This is a genomic window from Pseudomonas sp. A-1 (assembly GCF_004801855.1).
Classification (GTDB): domain Bacteria; phylum Pseudomonadota; class Gammaproteobacteria; order Pseudomonadales; family Pseudomonadaceae; genus Geopseudomonas.
In genome coordinates, this window is the sequence record NZ_SSTC01000004.1 from 82839 (window position 1) to 99923 (window position 17085).

At 65.5% G+C, this 17085-nt stretch carries 11 protein-coding genes, 1 tRNA gene and 4 pseudogenes; 6 read left to right on the forward strand and 10 right to left on the reverse strand.

Annotated features, from left to right (window positions below):
• Nucleotides 1-126: 126 nt before the first annotated feature.
• From E5198_RS21800 to E5198_RS02050, 5 genes and pseudogenes are all read right to left on the reverse strand, one after another.
• Nucleotides 127-306: pseudogene (locus E5198_RS21800) on the reverse strand (hypothetical protein); the annotation flags it as partial.
• On the reverse strand, nucleotides 227-745 hold the full coding sequence (locus E5198_RS21885; protein ID WP_136488345.1) for a hypothetical protein: 519 nt from the start codon (nucleotides 743-745) through the stop codon (nucleotides 227-229). The gene E5198_RS21885 and the pseudogene E5198_RS21800, both read right to left, overlap by 80 nt.
• Before the next feature lie 315 nt (nucleotides 746-1060).
• Nucleotides 1061-1810, reverse strand: a pseudogene (locus tag E5198_RS22295) (methyl-accepting chemotaxis protein); the annotation flags it as partial.
• A 372-nt stretch (nucleotides 1811-2182) separates the two neighbouring features.
• Nucleotides 2183-2737 (reverse strand): annotated as a pseudogene (locus tag E5198_RS22300) (MCP four helix bundle domain-containing protein); the annotation flags it as partial.
• Between the two features lie 512 nt (nucleotides 2738-3249).
• Nucleotides 3250-3855, reverse strand: a complete 606-nt coding sequence (locus E5198_RS02050) for a hypothetical protein (protein ID WP_136488347.1) — start codon at nucleotides 3853-3855, stop codon at nucleotides 3250-3252.
• Between the two features lie 112 nt (nucleotides 3856-3967).
• Between E5198_RS02050 and E5198_RS02055 the strand changes: the two are divergent.
• Nucleotides 3968-4132 (forward strand): annotated as a pseudogene (locus E5198_RS02055) (integrase); the annotation flags it as partial.
• A gap of 99 nt (nucleotides 4133-4231) precedes the next feature.
• Here E5198_RS02055 and E5198_RS02060 read toward each other — a convergent pair.
• The 4 genes from E5198_RS02060 to uvrY all read right to left on the reverse strand — a co-directional run bounded on the left by E5198_RS02060 (nucleotide 4232) and on the right by uvrY (nucleotide 7550).
• Nucleotides 4232-4305: transfer RNA gene (locus tag E5198_RS02060), tRNA-Cys, on the reverse strand.
• 178 nt (nucleotides 4306-4483) lie between these two features.
• On the reverse strand, nucleotides 4484-5044 hold the full coding sequence (gene pgsA / locus E5198_RS02065) for a CDP-diacylglycerol--glycerol-3-phosphate 3-phosphatidyltransferase (RefSeq protein ID WP_136488348.1): 561 nt from the start codon (nucleotides 5042-5044) through the stop codon (nucleotides 4484-4486).
• Nucleotides 5045-5077: 33 nt separating this feature from the next.
• A complete protein-coding gene (gene uvrC, locus E5198_RS02070) occupies nucleotides 5078-6904 on the reverse strand; it encodes an excinuclease ABC subunit UvrC (protein ID WP_136488349.1) in 1827 nt (608 codons plus the stop codon).
• Nucleotide 6905: 1 nt separating this feature from the next.
• Nucleotides 6906-7550, reverse strand: a complete 645-nt coding sequence (uvrY, locus tag E5198_RS02075) for a UvrY/SirA/GacA family response regulator transcription factor (RefSeq protein WP_136488350.1) — start codon at nucleotides 7548-7550, stop codon at nucleotides 6906-6908.
• A gap of 396 nt (nucleotides 7551-7946) precedes the next feature.
• Between uvrY and E5198_RS02080 the strand changes: the two genes are divergently transcribed.
• From E5198_RS02080 to E5198_RS02100, 5 genes are all read left to right on the forward strand, one after another.
• Entirely contained in the window at nucleotides 7947-10949 is a 3003-nt protein-coding gene (locus tag E5198_RS02080) for a response regulator (protein ID WP_168772457.1), read from the forward strand.
• Complete coding sequence (locus tag E5198_RS02085; RefSeq protein ID WP_372239857.1) at nucleotides 10946-12076, forward strand: two-component system response regulator; 1131 nt, start codon at nucleotides 10946-10948, stop codon at nucleotides 12074-12076. The genes E5198_RS02080 and E5198_RS02085 overlap by 4 nt, the downstream gene beginning before the upstream one ends.
• A gap of 2 nt (nucleotides 12077-12078) precedes the next feature.
• Nucleotides 12079-13824 carry a hybrid sensor histidine kinase/response regulator gene (locus E5198_RS02090; RefSeq protein WP_136488352.1) on the forward strand — a complete coding sequence of 582 codons (1746 nt, stop codon included), beginning with the start codon at nucleotides 12079-12081 and terminating at the stop codon, nucleotides 13822-13824.
• Nucleotides 13821-14180: a response regulator gene (locus E5198_RS02095; RefSeq protein WP_136488353.1), complete on the forward strand. Its 360-nt coding sequence runs from the start codon at nucleotides 13821-13823 to the stop codon at nucleotides 14178-14180. The genes E5198_RS02090 and E5198_RS02095 overlap by 4 nt, the downstream gene beginning before the upstream one ends.
• Before the next feature lie 150 nt (nucleotides 14181-14330).
• On the forward strand, nucleotides 14331-14684 hold the full coding sequence (locus E5198_RS02100) for a hypothetical protein (protein ID WP_136488354.1): 354 nt from the start codon (nucleotides 14331-14333) through the stop codon (nucleotides 14682-14684).
• A gap of 3 nt (nucleotides 14685-14687) precedes the next feature.
• Here E5198_RS02100 and E5198_RS02105 read toward each other — a convergent pair whose 3' ends face one another.
• Nucleotides 14688-16844 (reverse strand): TonB-dependent siderophore receptor, encoded by a 2157-nt coding sequence (locus E5198_RS02105; protein ID WP_136488355.1) that lies wholly within the window; start codon nucleotides 16842-16844, stop codon nucleotides 14688-14690.
• Between the last annotated feature and the right edge of the window lie 241 nt (nucleotides 16845-17085).

The window sequence follows — 17085 nt, forward strand, 5'->3', positions numbered from 1 at the left end:
CTGCTATCGGCAGAGTCCTGGCGGGTGCCTTCGTGCACCCGGCCGCTGAAACTACTGCAGCGTCACACCGCAAAGCGTGTGCAAGGTCACGCCTCAAAAAGAATGATCGAACGACCGGCTCCCGCACTACTCGCGCGCAACGGCCTGCCGCTCGATACAGTCCAGCACCTGCCCGGCACAGCCGATCAGCTCGCCCTCGATCTCGTCGACCGCCCTCCTCCAGTCGTCATTGGCCACCAGCGGCGACCGCGCCGGCAGGCGGCACGGGGTCAGCGGGCAGCGGATCGGGGCCACGGTAGGCGGCGGGGTCGGTGGTTTCGGGGCGCTGGTACAGGCGGCCGAGAGCAGCAGGCACAGCAGCACGCAGGTAGTCGGCAGTTTCCCGGTCATGGCGTTTCAGCTCCTCGATGGCGCGGCTCTGCGCCTGTGCGTTACGGATGACGGTCAGCCCGAGCTGCCGCAGCTGCTGCTCGAGGTCGGTGACGGCGCCGATCTGCCGCTGCTGCTCGGCGAGCACGCCGGCCTGCAGGTCGATCAACTGCTGGCGATCGGTGGCCATCTGCTCCGCCCGATCGGCGCGATCGGACTGGAGATCGATGCGCGGGGCGAGGCCCCACCAGGCGAGCGCGGCGCCGTCGCTCATGCGCAGGACGGTCGCGCCGCCGATGGGCTCGAGGCTCTCGGTCGGCGCGCCGGCATGCAGCACGATCGGCACGCCGCCGAGGGTGATTCGAGGGCGGGTCATGGGGTGCTCCGAAAGGCAGGCCCTCCCCGATACGCTGCTCGGCTCCTACACCACGCAGCGAACCAAGGAGGTTCCTAGGGGAAATCAACTGGCGGACGAGATGATCCGCGCAGTCGCAGCCTTCATTGCCGATACCCCCGGCTGCTCGGCGAGCCAGATCACAGGCGGCCCTGATCTGGTATTGCTCGCGCTGCGCCGGCTCAATTGGAGCGGCCGCCTGATGGGCATCACCCAAACAGCGCTTAGATATGAGCTTGAAGGTGTATTGAACGGGCCTTTTGGCGGCGCCACGAACAGTAGCCGCTGCCTGCCGGCTCAGAAGGCTTCCCAGTCGCCCCCGGCCGCCGGCTGTTTCTCCCGCTCAAATTGCGAGTTGGCTACCGGCACAACGGCTGCGCGCTGGAACGGAACGAAGGCAGTGGCAGCCTCACCCAGGCGAAACACGGCGACCGCTTCCTGCAGCTTCTGCGCCTGCTCGGCCAGCGACGCCGAAGCAGCAGAGGCTTCCTGCACCAAAGCCGCGTTCTGCTGGGTCACCTGGTCCATCTGCGCTACCGCCGAGTTGACCTGGGCGATCCCATCGCTCTGCTCCTGAGAAGCAGCGGATATCTCGTCGATGATGTCGGTGACTCGCCGTGCGGCGGCGACCACGTCGGCCATGGTCTTGCCCGCTCGCTCGACCAGCAGCGCCCCATCCTCCACGCGGCGGGTAGACTCGCCGATCAGCCCCCTGATCTCGTGCGCCGCATCGGCACTGCGACTGGCAAGACTGCGCACCTCGCTGGCCACCACTGCGAAACCGCGGCCCTGCTCGCCGGCACGCGCCGCTTCCACGGAAGCGTTCAGCGCCAGGATGTTGGTCTGGAAGGCAATCGAGTCGATCACGTTGATGATGCTGGAAATGCGCTGCGAACTCTCGTTGATGCCCTGCATGGTGTCGACCACCTGGAGCACGACAGCGCGCCCCAGATCGGCAGTGCTCGACGCATCGCAGGCCAAGGTGCTGGCCTGACGGGCATTATCGGCGTTCTGCCTCACCGTAGAGGTCAGCTCCTCCATGCTCGCCGCGGTCTCCTCCAGGGAGGCTGCCTGCTGCTCGGTCCGCGACGACAGGTCGATGTTACCGCTGGCGATCTGCGCCGAACCGGTAGCGATACTGTCGCTGCTCGCACGCACGGCACCGACCACACGGGTCAGCGATTCCTGCATCCGCCCCATGGCCTGCACCACGCTGCCAGAGGCCGCCTTCGAGGTATCGATGCGGACGCTCAGGTCACCAGCGGCAATACGGGTCGCCATCGCGGCGACCTCGCTCGGCTCGCCGCCGAGCTGGCGAGTCAGGCTGCGGGTCAGGAATACGCCGATCAGGATGCTGCCTAGCATTCCCAAGATGGTGAGGATGACCAGCAGCAGACGGTTGCTGGCATAGATCTCCTCGGTTTCCTTGGCGATGCGAGCTGCGTTCGCCATCTTCCTCTCGATCAGACGCCCCAACAGCTCGTCGGCATGCGCGACCGCCGGTCGACCCTCGCTGAAGGCGTAGTCGATGGCGTTGCGCTTGCTGTCCGGATCGTCTGTCTCCAGGCGACGAACGACTTCGGCAGCGACCTGCTCGTATTCCACCAGGGCCTTGCGGGCCTCATCCGCATCGAGCTGACCTTGCGGGGTCACGAACGCCTTCTTCGCCTCGGCCAGTTCGGCATACGCCAGTTGGAGACGCTCGCGCAGATCGACCTTCGCCAGTTCGTGCTCCACCGGTGAGGACGCCAGCATGGCGTTGCGCAGCGCCCGGGTTGCCGCCAGGAACTGGATCTGGGTCACCGCGGCATGGCGAATGCCGACGGTTTCTTGTCGATACATGGTCGTGGCCAGATCGCTCATCTGCGCCGCTTTCAGTATCCCCTGCAAACCTATTAGTGCACCGAACAAAGAAACCATCAAAAATCCGCAAATAAGTTTTATGCCGGTTTTTTGTCGACCGAACCATTCCATACCAGAAAATCCCCCGATTAATTTAATTAAATGACGCGCAATGGCCGTCGACAGCAATTTCGAGGAGGCATGAGAAAACACCAGAAACCCTCTGGAATGGGATTTTCATGATACACGCACGACAAAGACTACGCCGACCAACACGCAAGCCAGGAGCCTTCAAGAGCCCTCTAATTGAATTGCGCCATTATCGTAACAAGCCTGCTACAGAGCCGCCAAGGTGAACTTTTCGGAGAGAATTGCGGCGCAAAATTAACCAACTCCTGGAACAGGCACACGCGAACACGGAAATATAGAAGAGCCAGAAAAAATCCTGCGACAGCCGGGCGAAGTAACGACTAGTTTCAGCTAAAAGCCTGTTCAAAGGCTCGGCGGGATACCGGACACTGCGGGGATGAGGCCCCTTATCCCAGTGGCATCCCCCATGTTCAGCTCAAGCCGGCTCGCCCTTTGCTGAAAAGTGCACGCAGGACCGCCACGCAGAAAGAAGAAGCCCGCCTGAGCGGGCTGGATCAGCGCTTTGTCCGCGCAAACTTCATCGCCAGGCGGCGCAGGTCGAGAGCAGCCTGCTGATCGCCGTACAGAGTGACGCTGTCGCCGCCGCTCACGAACTCGACCCGCCCGAGATCCGGGAAGCTCGGGCCGGCTGCCGCGGCCGCCAGCTCCGGACTAGGGCTCGGGATGCTCGGCAGCGCTCGGGAAACCGGGACCACCGGGCCGCCGCTGGCGTAGCCGCGCAGGGTGCGCGACAGCTGCTGCATGGTGGCCTGGTAGCCGTTGCGGCGGATGCGCTCGAGGAACGCCAGGGCGCCTGGCTCGCGCACCACTTCCTGCGGCTGGACGTGCTCGCCGGCATGGACGACGCCGGCCGGCTGCCACTTGCCCCCGGGGCCGGTGTAGCCGCCGGAGGCGAAACCGGGGGTGCTCGCGGTACTGAGCAGGTCGTCCGCGGCCTTGAGGTTCTTGTCGGCCTCCGGCGATGCGATGGTCGGGCGGATCACCATGTACTTCGACAGGTCCAGGGCCAACTGCAGCACGCGCTGCTTGAGCTGGGCCTCCGACTCCGCATTCGCCTCGAATCCAACATCGATCCGCTTGAGTGCGTCGGCGTACTGCAACAGCCCCTCGATCTTCGCCTTGATGGCGTCCGCCTTGGCCTGGGCATCGGCCTCGTCGAGGCGGGCGGCCTCGCTGGCGATCTTGCCCAGCTCCTGGGCGATGCCCTAGAAGCTGGCAGTGCGGATCAGGCAGTTCCAGTTCAGGGACATCCGGCCGAAGGCGGCCAGTGAAATTCGCGATCTGTCGGATGCGAGCGTGCTGCTCGGGCACTCGACCGAGGGCATTACCGAGCGGGTCTATCGCCGCGTCGGCGCCATCGCCAAGCCGTCGAAATAGCGAAAGTTCTGGAACGCGTCCCAAAACTTTGGCTGTTTTGGCGTTTCGGGCGCAAAGTAAAAAGCCCCGTAGATGCTTGATCTACGGGGCTTCTTATAGTGGAGGCCGAGGTCGGAATCGAACCGGCGTACACGGATTTGCAATCCGCTGCATGACCACTCTGCCACCCGGCCTCAAATGGACATCGAACTTGATACCCATCAGTAAAACTTCGAGCTGGAAACTCTTATCGAACCCTCGATCCGACCTCTTTCAAGGTCACGTTCTACCGGTCGATTTGTTCCTGCGTCGTGGTGACGGGCGCCATTCTATACGAACCCGAACCACTGTCAACCCTTTGATTCAAAAAAGTTATTTTCCATTTGCACCATTGCTGAGATGCGGCCAGGCGGCGCGCAGATAGTGCACCATGGACCACAGGGTCAGCACTCCAGCGATCATCAGCAGGGCATAACCCAGGCCGACCCAGAAATCCAGGCGCGGCGGGTTGCCGAGCAGGATGATCAGCGAGGCCATCTGCGCGGCAGTCTTCCACTTGCCGAGATTGGAAACGGCCACCCGGGCACGCGCTCCCAGCTCGGCCATCCATTCGCGCAGGGCGGAAACCACGATCTCGCGGCCGATGATGACCGCCGCCGGCAGGGTCAGCCACAGGTTGGCGTGCTCCTCCACCAGCAGCACCAGCGCGACCGCCACCATCAGCTTGTCCGCCACCGGATCGAGGAAGGCTCCGAACGGCGTGCTCTGCCCCAGGCGGCGCGCCAGATAGCCATCCAGCCAGTCGGTCAGGCTGGCCAGGGCGAACACGCCGCTGGCCGCCCAGTAGCTCCAGCTGAAGGGCATGTAGAACAGCGCGATGAATACCGGGATGAGCAGTACGCGCAGGATGGTCAAGATATTCGGGATATTCATCGGCACGCTTAACATTCAAGGGGTTGCAGCATTCTACTCGCTGTGCAGGGCCGCATAAATCAACTCGGCGAGCTTTTTGCTGATCCCCGGGGCCTTGGCGATTTCCTCGGCGCTGGCCCGCGACAGCTCCTGCAGGCCGCCGAAATGCTTGAGCAGATCGCGGCGGCGCTTGGGACCGACGCCTGGCACCTCCTCGAGGCTCGAGGTGCGTCGCGCCTTGCCACGCCGGGCGCGGTGGCCGGTGATGGCGAAGCGGTGCGCCTCGTCACGGATCTGCTGGATCAGATGCAGCGCCGGCGAGTTGCCCGGCAAGGTGAATTCGTGCTCGGCATCGTTGAGGTAGAGGGTTTCCAGCCCCGGCTTGCGGGTTTCGCCCTTGGCCACGCCGAGCAGGATGAGGTCGACCACCGCCAGCTCCTGCAGCACCTCGCGAGCCATGTTGAGCTGGCCCTTGCCGCCGTCGACCAGCAGGATGTCGGGGATCTTGCCCTCGCCGTCCTTCAGACGGCGGAAGCGCCGGGTCAGCGCTTGGTGCATGGCGGCGTAGTCGTCGCCGGCGGTCACGCCCTCGATGTTGAAGCGCCGGTAGTCGGACTTCAGCGGCCCCTCGGGGCCGAACACCACGCAGGAGGCCACGGTCGCCTCGCCGCTGGAGTGGCTGATGTCGAAGCACTCCAGGCGCTGCGGCGGCTCGTCCAGGCCCAGCGCCTCGCCGAGGGCCTCCAGCCGCGCGGCGACGTGCTGGCGGTTGGCCAGGCGCGCGGCCAGCGCCTGCTCGGCGTTGGTCAGCGCCAGCTGCTGCCAGCGCGCGCGGGTGCCGCGCACCCGGTGGCTGATGGCCGGCGCACGGCCACGCACCGCGGCGATGGCCGCCGCCAGCGCCGGAAAGTCCTCGTGCACGCAGTTGACGATCAGCTCGCCGGGCAGGTCGCGCTCGGCGGCGCCCAGGTAGTACTGGGCGAGGAAGGCCGCCAGGACGCCGGCCGCTTCCTCCTCGATGGCCACCTGCGGGAAGAAGTTCTTGCTGCCCAGCACCCGCCCGCCGCGTACGCTGATCAGGTTGACGCAGGCGCCGCCGGGGCTGACCACCGCGGCGACCACGTCGACGTCGCCGCTGCCGCCCTCCATGCTCTGCTGGTCCTGCACCCGGCGCAGCAGGGCGATCTGGTCGCGCAGCTCGGCGGCGCGCTCGAAGTCCAGCTCGCCGGCGGCCTTCTCCATCGCCGCGCTCAGCTCGTCGGCGAGCTGGTTGCTGCGCCCCTCGAGGAACATCGCCGAATGGCGCACGTCCTCGGCATATTCCTCGGGGCTGACCAGACCGACGCAGGGGCCCTTGCAGCGCTTGATCTGGTACTGCAGGCAGGGCCGGGTGCGGTTCCTGAAGTAGCTGTCCTCGCACTGGCGCACCAGGAAGGTCTTCTGCAGCAGGTTGAGACTCTCGCGGATCGCCAGGGAGCTGGGATAGGGGCCGAAGTAGCGCCCCTTGTGCTTCCTCGCGCCGCGATGGATGCCCAGGCGCGGATACTCGTCCTCGCTGGAGAGGAACACGTAGGGATAGGACTTGTCGTCACGCAGCAGGATGTTGTAGGGCGGCCGCCACTCCTTGATCAGCGTCTGCTCGAGGAGCAGCGCTTCGGTCTCGTTGGCGGTGATGGTGGTGTCGATCTGCGCGATGCGCGCCACCAGCGCGGCGGTCTTCGGCGCCAGGCCACTCTTGCGGAAGTAGCTGGACAGACGCTTCCTGAGGTTGTTGGCCTTGCCGACATAGAGCAGGCGGCCTTCGGCGTCGTACATGCGGTACACGCCGGGATGGCTGCTGCAGGCAGCGAGGAAGCCAGCGCTGTCGAAGACCTCGGCCATTTCAGGTGGTGACGTCGACCATGCCGTGGCGTACCGCCAGGATGGCCAGTTCGACGTCGCTGGTGATCTCGAGCTTCTCGAAGATGCGGTAGCGGTAGGTGTTCACCGTCTTCGGCGACAGGCACAGCTTGTCGGAGATGGTCTGTACCTTCTGGCACTCGGCGATCATCAGCGCGATCTGCATCTCGCGCTCGGACAGCATCTCGAACGGCGAAATCTCTCGCTGGGCCTGGAAGGGCTTGAGCGCCAGCTGCTGGGCGATGTCGGCACTGATGTAGCGATGCCCGGCGAATACCTGGCGGATCGCCTTGATCATCTCCTCCAGGGCTGCCCCCTTGGTCAGGTAGCCGGCCACACCGGCCTGCAGCAGGCGCGAGGGAAACGGTTCCTCGTCACAGGCGGTGACGGCGATCACCTTGACCGACGGATGGCTGCGAATGATCTTGCGCGTCGCCTCCATGCCGCCGATACCGGGCATCTTCACATCCATCAGTACCACATCGGGGCGCAACTCGCGCACGCGCAGCAGGGCCTCCTCGCCGCAGTCGGCTTCGCCGACCACGGTTATCCCGGTCACGTCGGCGAGCATACGGCGAATGCCGGTGCGCACCAGATCATGGTCATCCACAACGAGCACGTTGATCACGCAATACCTCGATAGCACCAGATCGGCTTATCACAGGGCCAGAAATTCAGCGCGGACCTTAGCAAATGCCTCGCCCAAAGGACAGTGACGCGACACCTTGGTCGCACCCGGCGTCGGAAAACCGTCTCCGAAGACAACGTAAATCCGGCAGATCGACAGGCATTCGCCGGAGATGCGTTGCAGGATAGCAATGCCCCGGTGAGCGTTGCCAGGCTGGGTTTATCCATATAACCAGAGCCTAGCCAACATTGAGCCATGTGAATCAGATCACATAGAATCAACTTAAATCTGACGCCACAGTCCGCTGCACGCCTCGTACGGCGTTCACGGCACACCACCCAGGTCGACGCGGGCATGCCGCCGCGATGCCCCGAGAAACCGCCGCGGAGTTCCGCCATGCGCATCGCCACCTGCAGCAAGCTGATCACCGCACTGATCGCCGCCCTGTCGCTTGCCAGCCTGGGTACCACCCTGCTGCACTCCCACCTGGTGCAGGAGCGGAACCACAGCCAGCGGTTGCTCTTCGAAGCCCATGCCGCCACCGATCTCTTCGCCGCCGGCAGCGACCAGTTGACCGATGCGGTACGCACCTATGCCGTGACCGGCGACGAAACCTATCGACGTGCGTTCCTGCGCGAACTCGACACTTTCCGCACCCGCGAACAGGCCCGCGAGCGGCTGCTCGGCCTGGGGGCGACCGCCGACGAGCTGGCCCTGATCGACCAGGCCAAACGCCACTCCGACGCCCTGCTGGAAACCGAGCGGCAATCCTTCGCCGACATGGCCCAGGGCAATCGCGCCGAGGCCCTCGCACTGGTCTACGGCAGCGAATACAGCCAGGCCAAGGCCGCCATCCGCGCCGCACTAGACCAGGCCCGCGAGCAGCTCGACGCGCGCCTGCGCAGCCGCGTCGAGAGTCTTTCGGCCCGGGCGCGAATGGCCGACGTGCTGGCCCTGGGCCTGCTCGGCAGCAATGTCCTGGCAGTGCTCGGCGCCCTGCTGGTGTTCTACCGGCGCCGGCTGATCGACCCCATCACCTCGATGACCGCCAAGCTCCATCGTCTGCTGGCCACCGATGGCAACGGCGTGCGTTTCGACGAGGGTGCGCCGGGCTCGGAGATCGCCGATCTGGCGCAGGCCCTGGAGGAGTCCCGCCAGGCCGGGCTGGCCATCCGGACCCAGGCAGCCCAGCTGGAAGCGCAGTCCCGCGAACTGGCCGCCAGCCGGGAGCGCCTGCACCAGACCGAGGCCTGGTATCGCGGCATCATCGAGTCCGCCCCCGACGCCGTCGTGGTGGCCGACGACCGGGGCATCGTCCGCGTGGCCAACCTCAAGCTGGAAAGCCTGCTCGGATACGGCCATGGAGAACTGCTCGGCCTGCCGCTGGACAGCCTGATCCCGGGCCTGCAGGAAGCTCTGGCCGAGCTGCGCGGGCACGCCGAGACGCCCCTGCCGGCCCTGCTGCTGCCCGGCCAGCGGCGCGACGGAGCGCAGTTTCCCCTCGAGGCCACCCTGGCCCTGCTGCCGGCGCGTGACGGGCAGGGCACAAGCCTGTGCGCCGTGCTGCGCGACATCAGCGAGCGCCAGCGAGCCGAGGGCGAGATGCAGCGCGCCCGGGAGCTGGCCGAGCAGGCCGCCCGGGCGAAATCCGATTTCCTCGCCAACATGAGCCACGAGGTGCGTACGCCGCTGAACACCATCATCGGCATGGCTCACCTGTGCGGAAAAACCATACTGAGCGGCCCGCAGGGCGACTACCTGCGGCAGATCCAGCAGGCCGGCGAGCAGTTGCGCGCCGTGGTCGACGACATCCTCGACTTCTCGCGGATCGAGGACGGCGAACTGGAGCTGCAGAATTCCGCCTTCGCCGTGCAGGGGCTGCTCGACGAGATCACCCAGCGTTTCGCCGAGCGGGCGGGCGCCAAGGGCCTGCACTTCGCCTGCAGCGCAGCGGCCGGCCTGCCGGCCAGCCTGGAGGGCGATGCCCAGCGCATCGCCCAGATCCTCGCCCAGTTCGTCGACAACGCCATCAAGTTCACCGCCGCTGGCGAAGTCGAGGTGATCCTCGGCGGCCATCGGCTGTCTGCCAGCCAGTTCGAGCTCAACGTCTTCGTCCACGACACCGGCATCGGCATGACCGAGGAGCAGCAGGCCGCGCTGTTCGGCGCCTTCTATCAGGCCGACAGCTCCAGCACCCGGCAATACAACGGTACCGGCCTGGGCCTGGCCCTATCCTCCAGACTGGCCGGGCTCATGGGCGGCAGCATCGGCGTGGAAAGCCGGCACGGCCAGGGCAGCACCTTCTGGCTCAGCGTTCCGCTCGGCATCGCCACGCGCCAGCCGAAGCCCCAGCCACGCCCCGACCTGCATGGCTGCAGGGTGCTGCTGGCCGAAGACCACGAGGTCAACCAGCGCCTGCTGCGCAAGCTGCTGGAGCATGCCGGCGTGCAGGTCGAAGTGGTCGAGAACGGCCAGGAAGCCGTGGAGCGGGTACGCGAGCACGACTACGACCTGGTGCTGATGGACATGCAGATGCCGGTGCTCGATGGCGGCAGCGCCACGCTGGCGATCCGCCAGCTCGGTGCGCGCGGCCAGTTGCCGATCATCGCCATCAGCGCCAGCGCCATGCCGGAGGATCGCCGGCACTGCTTCAAGGTGGGCATGAACGGCTTCCTGGCCAAGCCGATCACGGTCGACGAGCTCTATGCCACCTTGGGCCAGTGGTATCGACGGCAGCCGGCGCCCCCGCCTGCCGCTTCCCCTCCCCCGCCAGCCGGCAGCCCGGAGCTTCCCGAAATCGCCGGACTCGATACCCTCGCGGGCCTGCAGCGGGTGCTGGGTGACCGCTGCCTCTATGTGGAACTGCTGCGCAGCCTGCTCAACCGCGAACGCGCCACGCCGCACGCGATCGGCGTGGCGCTGGAGCAGGGCGACCGTGAAAGCGCCGAGCGCCTTGCCCACACCCTCAAGGGACAAGCCGCCACAGTCGGTGCCGCCGTCGTCGCGCAGCACGCCGCCACCCTGGAGGCACTGCTGCGCGAAAACGCTCCGGCCAGCGTCGTCAACCCGGCTCTGGAGCGTCTGGCACAGCACCTGGAGCCATTGCTCGGCGCACTCGAAGTCGCGCTCGAGGCCGCCCCTGCAGCCATAGCACCGGCTCTCGCCCCCGAGCAACTGGAGACGATCCGTGCGAGACTGGAGACTCTGCTGCACGAAGACGATGCCGAGGCGGTGACCTGCTTCAACGAACACGCCGCCGCCCTGCGCGCCGCCCTCGCCGACGACTACCCGCGTCTCGAGCACGCCATCCGCCGCTTCGAATTCGCCACCGCCCTGGCGATCCTGCAGCCGCGGCACCCGCTCCAGCCATCCACCACCCACGAACCGAACAGCGCATGACGATGGATGCCCAGAAGAAACCGACCATCCTGGTGGTAGACGACAACCCCAACAACCTCGTGCTGATCAGCAACCTGCTGAAACAGGAATACCGGGTCAAGGTGGCCAACAACGGCGAGGCCGCGCTGCGCATCGCCGGGGCCGTCGAGCAACCCGACCTCGTCCTGCTCGACATCATGATGCCGGAGATGGACGGCTACGAGGTGTGCCGCAAGCTCAAGGCCGAACCACGTCTGCGCGACATCCCGGTGATCTTCCTCACCGCCCGGACCGCCATCGACGACGAGGAGCGCGGCCTGGAACTGGGCGCGGTGGACTACATCACCAAGCCGATCAGCCCGCCGGTGATGCTCGCCCGGCTGCGCACCCACCTCAAGCTGAAGGCGTCGGCGGATTTCCTGCGCAACAAGAGCGCGTTTCTCGAGCAGGAGGTGCGCCGCCGCATGCACGAGGTGCTGGCCGTGCAGGACGTGACCATCGAGATGATGGCGTCGCTGGCCGAAACCCGCGACAACGAGACCGGCAACCACATCCGCCGCACCCAGCACTACGTGCGCACCCTGGCCTTGCACCTGCGCGAACACCCGCGCTTCGCCGACTTCCTCACCGCCGCCAACATCGACCTGCTGTTCAAGTCCGCCCCCCTGCACGACATCGGCAAGATCGGCATTCCCGACAGCATCCTGCTCAAGCCCGGCCGCCTCGATCAGCGCGAGTTCGACGTGATGAAGACCCACGCCAGTCTCGGCGGCGAGGCCATCGCCCGCGCCGAGCGGCTGGCCGGCCGCCCCATCCCCTTCCTCAGCATCGCCAAGGACATCGCCTACAGCCACCACGAGAAGTGGGACGGCAGCGGCTACCCCCGCGGCCTGGCCGGTGACGCCATCCCCGTCGCCGCCCGCCTGATGGCCATCGCCGATGTCTACGACGCCCTGATCAGCAGCCGCGTGTACAAGGCGCCGATGTCCCACGAGGAAGCGGTGAAGATCATCGCCGCGGGCAAGGCCAGCCATTTCGATCCGGACGTGACCGACGCCTTCTTCGCCGCGCAGGCGAGCTTCCGGGAAATCGCCGCACGCTATGCCGACCAGCCGGAGCCGGCCATTCTCGACGACATCGGTACCTGAACATGACCCAGTCCATCGCCAGCCCATCGCCAGCCGCCTTGGCGCCGCCTCGCAGCGGCTCGCGGGTTGGTACCAGCGACAGCCGGCGCGCCTATGCGCTGATCCTCGGCCTGACCCTGGCCCTGATCGCCGTGCTGTGGGCCGGCGTGGCCTTCAAGATCGACGCCGAGCGCAGTCAGACCGTGCAGAGCCTCAAGCGCGACACCCTCAATCTCGCACGCGCCTTCGAGGCACACGCGGCACGCACCATCAGCGGCGCCGACCAGTCGCTGCGCTTCCTGCAGCACCAGTACGAGCGCAACGGCCGGCAGATCGACATCGCCGCCTTCGTGCGCGACGGCCTGATCATCGGCAACCTGTTCAACCAACTGGGCATCATCGACGAGCGCGGCACCTACATCCTGTCCAATCTGCCCAACCATGCACCGATCGACCTGTCCGACCGCGAGCATTTCCGCGTGCACCGCGAGCACCCCAGCGACGAGCTGTGGGTCAGCAAACCGGTACTCGGTCGCGCCAGCGGCAAGTGGTCGATCCAGATGACCCGGCGTATCGGCAAGCCCGACGGCAGCTTCGGCGGCGTCGCCGTGGTCTCCATCGACCCCTTCTACTTCACCAGCCTGTACAACGACGTGGCACTCGGGCACGACGGCATCATCACCGTGGTCGGCTTCGACGGCGTCGTGCGTGCACGCCGCTCGAGCAGCGAGGACGATCTCAGCGCCAGCGTGGGCCGCGACATCTCCGCATCGCCGCTGTTCACGCTGCTCAAGGAGCAGACCCAGGGCCACTACATCTCGGCCAGCCAGATCGACGGCGTGGAGCGAATCTTCAGTTTCCGCAAGATCGAAGGCCTGCCGCTCGCCGTGGTGGTCGGCGTCGGTCGCGAAGAGGCCATGGCCGACTACCTGCAGCGGCGCAACGAATACCTCCTGTTCGCCGGCCTGATGTCGCTGGTCATCCTGGCCTTCGGCCTGCTCAGCGCCCGCCTGCTGCAACGCCAGCGCGCCGTCTCCGCCCACCTGCGCGTCAACCAGGCCAGGGCGGAATCGGCCAACCGCCTGAAGTCCGAATTCCTTGCCTCCATGTCCCACGAGCTGCGCACCCCGCTCAACGGCATCATCGGCTATGCCGAATACCTCGAGAACATGGGGGCTGACGCCACCAGCCGGGAATTCGCCGGCATCATCAACAAGAGCAGTCGCCACCTTCTCAGCCTGGTCAACGACATCCTCGACCAGGCCAGCATCGAGGCCGGCCGCCTGCAGCTGCAGGTCAGCGAGTTCCGCCTCGACGACCTGGTCAAGGACGCCCTCGACATGCATCGGGGCGTGGCCGAGGGCAAGGGCCTGGCCCTCGAGGAACAAGTGGCGGCGGGCCTGCCGGCCAGCCTGTGCAACGACCGCAAGCGTGTGCTGCAGATCCTCAGCAACCTGCTGCACAACGCACTGAAGTTCACCACCGAGGGGTATGTGCGCCTGAGTCTGCGCCGCGACGGCGACACCCTGTGCTTTGCCGTCGCGGATAGCGGCCCGGGCATCCCTGCCGAACAGCAGGAAGCGATCTTCGAGCGCTTCCGCCAGATCGATACCTTCGTCACCCGCCAGCATGCCGGCACCGGCCTGGGGCTGGCGCTGTCCCGCGAGCTGGCCGCCATGATGGGCGGCGAGATCACCCTGACCTCAGCACCCGGCAAGGGCAGCACCTTCACCCTGCGTCTGCCGCTGCGCACGATGGAGAGGCCATGAAAGTCCTGCTGGTCGACGACACCGATTTCAACCGCACCCTGCCACGGGTACTGCTCGAGCGCCACGGCTGCCAGGTGGTAGAGTGCGCCAGCGGCCCCGAGGCCCTGCAGGCAGCCGCCAGCGGAGACTTCGACTGCGTGCTGCTCGATGTCATGATGCCCGGCATGTCCGGCATCGAGGTCTGCCAGCGCCTGCGCGCCGACCCGGCCAACGCCGACCTGCGCATCATCGCCTACACCGCCCACGCCCTGCCGGCAGAAACCCGCGAGATCATGGCTGCCGGCTTCAACGACCTGCTGGTCAAGCCGATCGACATCCGCAACCTGCTGTCGATGCTCGGCATTCGCGCAACTTGAGGCAGTCGAGCCAGGCTTCGCCCCGCCTCCGTTAGCAGCGCGACCGTTCATCCGATTGAGCCGCAGGCCCAGCTACCGGCCATCGCCGGTCATATGGCCACTGCTATAGTTCTGAAATCGTGCAAATATGCTGACGCAGAGCGGGCCTTCATGCTGGCCAACGGCAGCCGCAGGCATATCGACGGAGAGACAATGCGCATGGACGCTCCACAACTGACCGACATCGACTTCGAGCCACTGTTCACCGTCGAAGAGGCCAGATCGGCCGAGAACAGCGACAGCATCGGCATAGGTCGCCGCATAACCCTGTTGGCGCTCACCAAGAGCAAGAGCGAACTCGTGGATACCGTGCGCCGGATCGGCGCCGAGCCGTTCGGAGCCTGGCTCGATCAGGTCGAGGAATTCCAGAAGGAACTCCAGTGCCTGCTGGAACTCTCCACCAGCGCCCATGCCCGCCTTCTGGTCGCTGGGCAGATGGTGGTCGATCAGGCACCGCCGAACTGAACGCTAGAACTCGACCTGGGCACTGAAGTAAAGCTGGCGACGGTCATCGTAAAGGTTTTCCCGCCAGGTCAGCGGCTCGTCGTCCAGACGCTGCTGCAACACACCCGCCAGCTCCAGCTCGGTGCCACCGAGGTAGAGGCGCTTGGCCAGGCGCAGGTCGAGCCGCTCGAATCGGCGTTCATTGAGCAGGTCAGCGCCGTAATAGAACAGACCGCTCGACCAGCCCCAACCCCAGTCGCGCATCCAGCCTGCCGAACCACTGTAGCGGGCGGTCAGCCGGCGGTCGCTCTTGTGCGAGGCAGCAAAGTCGACATAGGCGTAGGTCAGACGCAGGCGATCCTGCCGGCCGGCCTGCCAGTCGATCTCGGTTTCGGCACCACGGAACCACATCCAGTGGCGATTGCTGGGCTCGAACTCCTTGACGTCCAGCGGCTCGCTGATCATGCGGTGGATCTCGTCGTTGAACACCTTGATATCGATGCTCAGGCCGAAATCGAAGTGGCCGTTGTAGCCGATCTCGCGCGAACGCATGATCTCCTGATCGAGATTTCCCGGCCCCACTGCGTGGGCGAATCCATAGGCCGAGTCGCGCCCCGGCAACCCGCTGAGATTGTCGAGACGATAGCGCCAGTCGACGTTGTTCTCCTGCATGTCCGGCGAGCGAATCGCCTCCGAGTAGACGAAACGCAGGCCATGGCGAGGAGTGATCAAATAATTGAGGGCGATCCTTGGCGTCAGCGAGTCGCCGCTGAGCCGGTCGCGCTCGTACATCGCGCCGCCCTGCAACACCAGGTGCTCGGTCAGGTACCACTCCAGATGACCGAACAGTCGCCAGATATCGTTGCTCAGGTTGCCATTGAAGTAGGTCCGTGATTCGCTGCGGTCATGTCGGTAACCTATGCCGCTGAGCAGGCGCAGATTGTCGGTCAGACCCAGCGTATCCTGCAGCTCCAGGTCATACCGGGTCTCGTCGATGTCCTGATCGGTATCGCCGCAGACCGCGCTGCGCGCCGTCGGATCGTCGTAGAACTTGTTCATGATGGCGAGACCCAGCGCCATCTCTTCCGGAGTGCCGGGCGGAGAAACGGTGAAACGGGTACCGAGAATCTCGCCAGCCCTGATGACCCCGGATATCTGGTGGAGATAGTCCGGGGAGAGGGCAAACAGGGCCGCCACATCCGGATCGAAGGCCAGCCCCAGATCGCAACTACGCCAGGCTTGACGGCGCTCCCAGCGCTGCGCATATGCCTGCAATTGCACATTGTGCCGGGGGTCGAGGTCGACGTTCCAGCGCAGCGAGCCGGCATAATCTCGAGCGCTGACGTCTCGGTCAGTATCTCCAGGCGCCACGATGCTCTCCACCAGCGGCTCATCCTCGAAATCATAGTTACGCTGGTTGCTACCCTCCTTGGCCGCCAGTTGCCAGTCCAGTGTCTGGTTATCGCCCACGGCATGGCTGGCACTCAGTTGCATGCGGGTACTGCGCCGGCTGTCGCGGTACTTCTCTCCCCAGTCGGTGTGATGGAAACCGTTGTCTTCCTGCCCCGAGAGCGACAGACGGAAGTCGCCGCTGCCGGCGCGAAAACCCTGACTGGCATACCAGTCGTCTACACCACGCTCACCACGGGTGTATTTCAGCCGAGAGCCCTGACTGTCGGCCGGGTTACGCGTGGTAATGCTGATCACACCCATCAGGGCGTTGGCGCCGTAACTGACCGTGTTCGGCCCGCGGAACACCTCGATACGCTCGATGTCCTCGATGGCCAAAGGGATATCACCCCAGTCCACCGTGGCCAAACCCGGCCTGTACACCGAGCGACCATCGACCAGTACCTGCAGGCGACGTGCCTCGGTGGCACGGCTGCCGTGATAGTTGACCGTGGCCAGGTTGCCCTTTGCATAGCCGCTGTAGCCGACCATCATCCCCGGAACCAGACGCATCAGCTCGGGAATGTCGCGCGCCCCGGTGGCCTGGATCAGCGCACGGTCAAGCACGGTAACGCTACCCGGTACTGCCGCAGACGACTGCTTGAGTCGCGTGGCGGTAAGTACCTCGGGCAGTTCCTCGCTGGCCAGAAACAAATCGGCAGCCAACCCTGCCGGGCTGCCGGACAGGCAGGGCAACAGACTGAGCAGGGCGAAACGGCGGGCCGAGAACATGGGGAATCTTCGCGTGCTGGATAAAGGCGCGATTCTAGCCGACTGCACCACCTCCAGTCTGCGCCCAGCAGCGCACCTGCAGCTAAACCGACTCGAGTCATGGCGAGCCAAACGCCGCGATGCTCTGCATCGAAACTACCAACGTACTTTCCGAACACCACAAAGACGAAACCCCGACCAGCGTGGCTGGTCGGGGTTTCTGTGTAGGTGCTTGACGATGACCTACTCTCACATGGGGAAG

What these genes read in the sequence shown, in the direction of transcription:
- E5198_RS21885 (WP_136488345.1), bottom strand. Translation starts at nt 745, where the DNA reads ATGACCCGCCCTCGAATCACCCTCGGCGGCGTGCCGATCGTGCTGCAT.
- pgsA (WP_136488348.1), bottom strand. Translation starts at nt 5,044, where the DNA reads ATGAATATCCCGAATATCTTGACCATCCTGCGCGTACTGCTCATCCCG.
- uvrC (WP_136488349.1), bottom strand. Translation starts at nt 6,904, where the DNA reads ATGGCCGAGGTCTTCGACAGCGCTGGCTTCCTCGCTGCCTGCAGCAGC.
- E5198_RS02080 (WP_168772457.1), top strand. Translation starts at nt 7,947, where the DNA reads ATGCGCATCGCCACCTGCAGCAAGCTGATCACCGCACTGATCGCCGCC.
- E5198_RS02085 (WP_372239857.1), top strand. Translation starts at nt 10,946, where the DNA reads ATGACGATGGATGCCCAGAAGAAACCGACCATCCTGGTGGTAGACGAC.
- E5198_RS02090 (WP_136488352.1), top strand. Translation starts at nt 12,079, where the DNA reads ATGACCCAGTCCATCGCCAGCCCATCGCCAGCCGCCTTGGCGCCGCCT.
- E5198_RS02095 (WP_136488353.1), top strand. Translation starts at nt 13,821, where the DNA reads ATGAAAGTCCTGCTGGTCGACGACACCGATTTCAACCGCACCCTGCCA.
- E5198_RS02100 (WP_136488354.1), top strand. Translation starts at nt 14,331, where the DNA reads ATGCTGGCCAACGGCAGCCGCAGGCATATCGACGGAGAGACAATGCGC.
- E5198_RS02105 (WP_136488355.1), bottom strand. Translation starts at nt 16,844, where the DNA reads ATGTTCTCGGCCCGCCGTTTCGCCCTGCTCAGTCTGTTGCCCTGCCTG.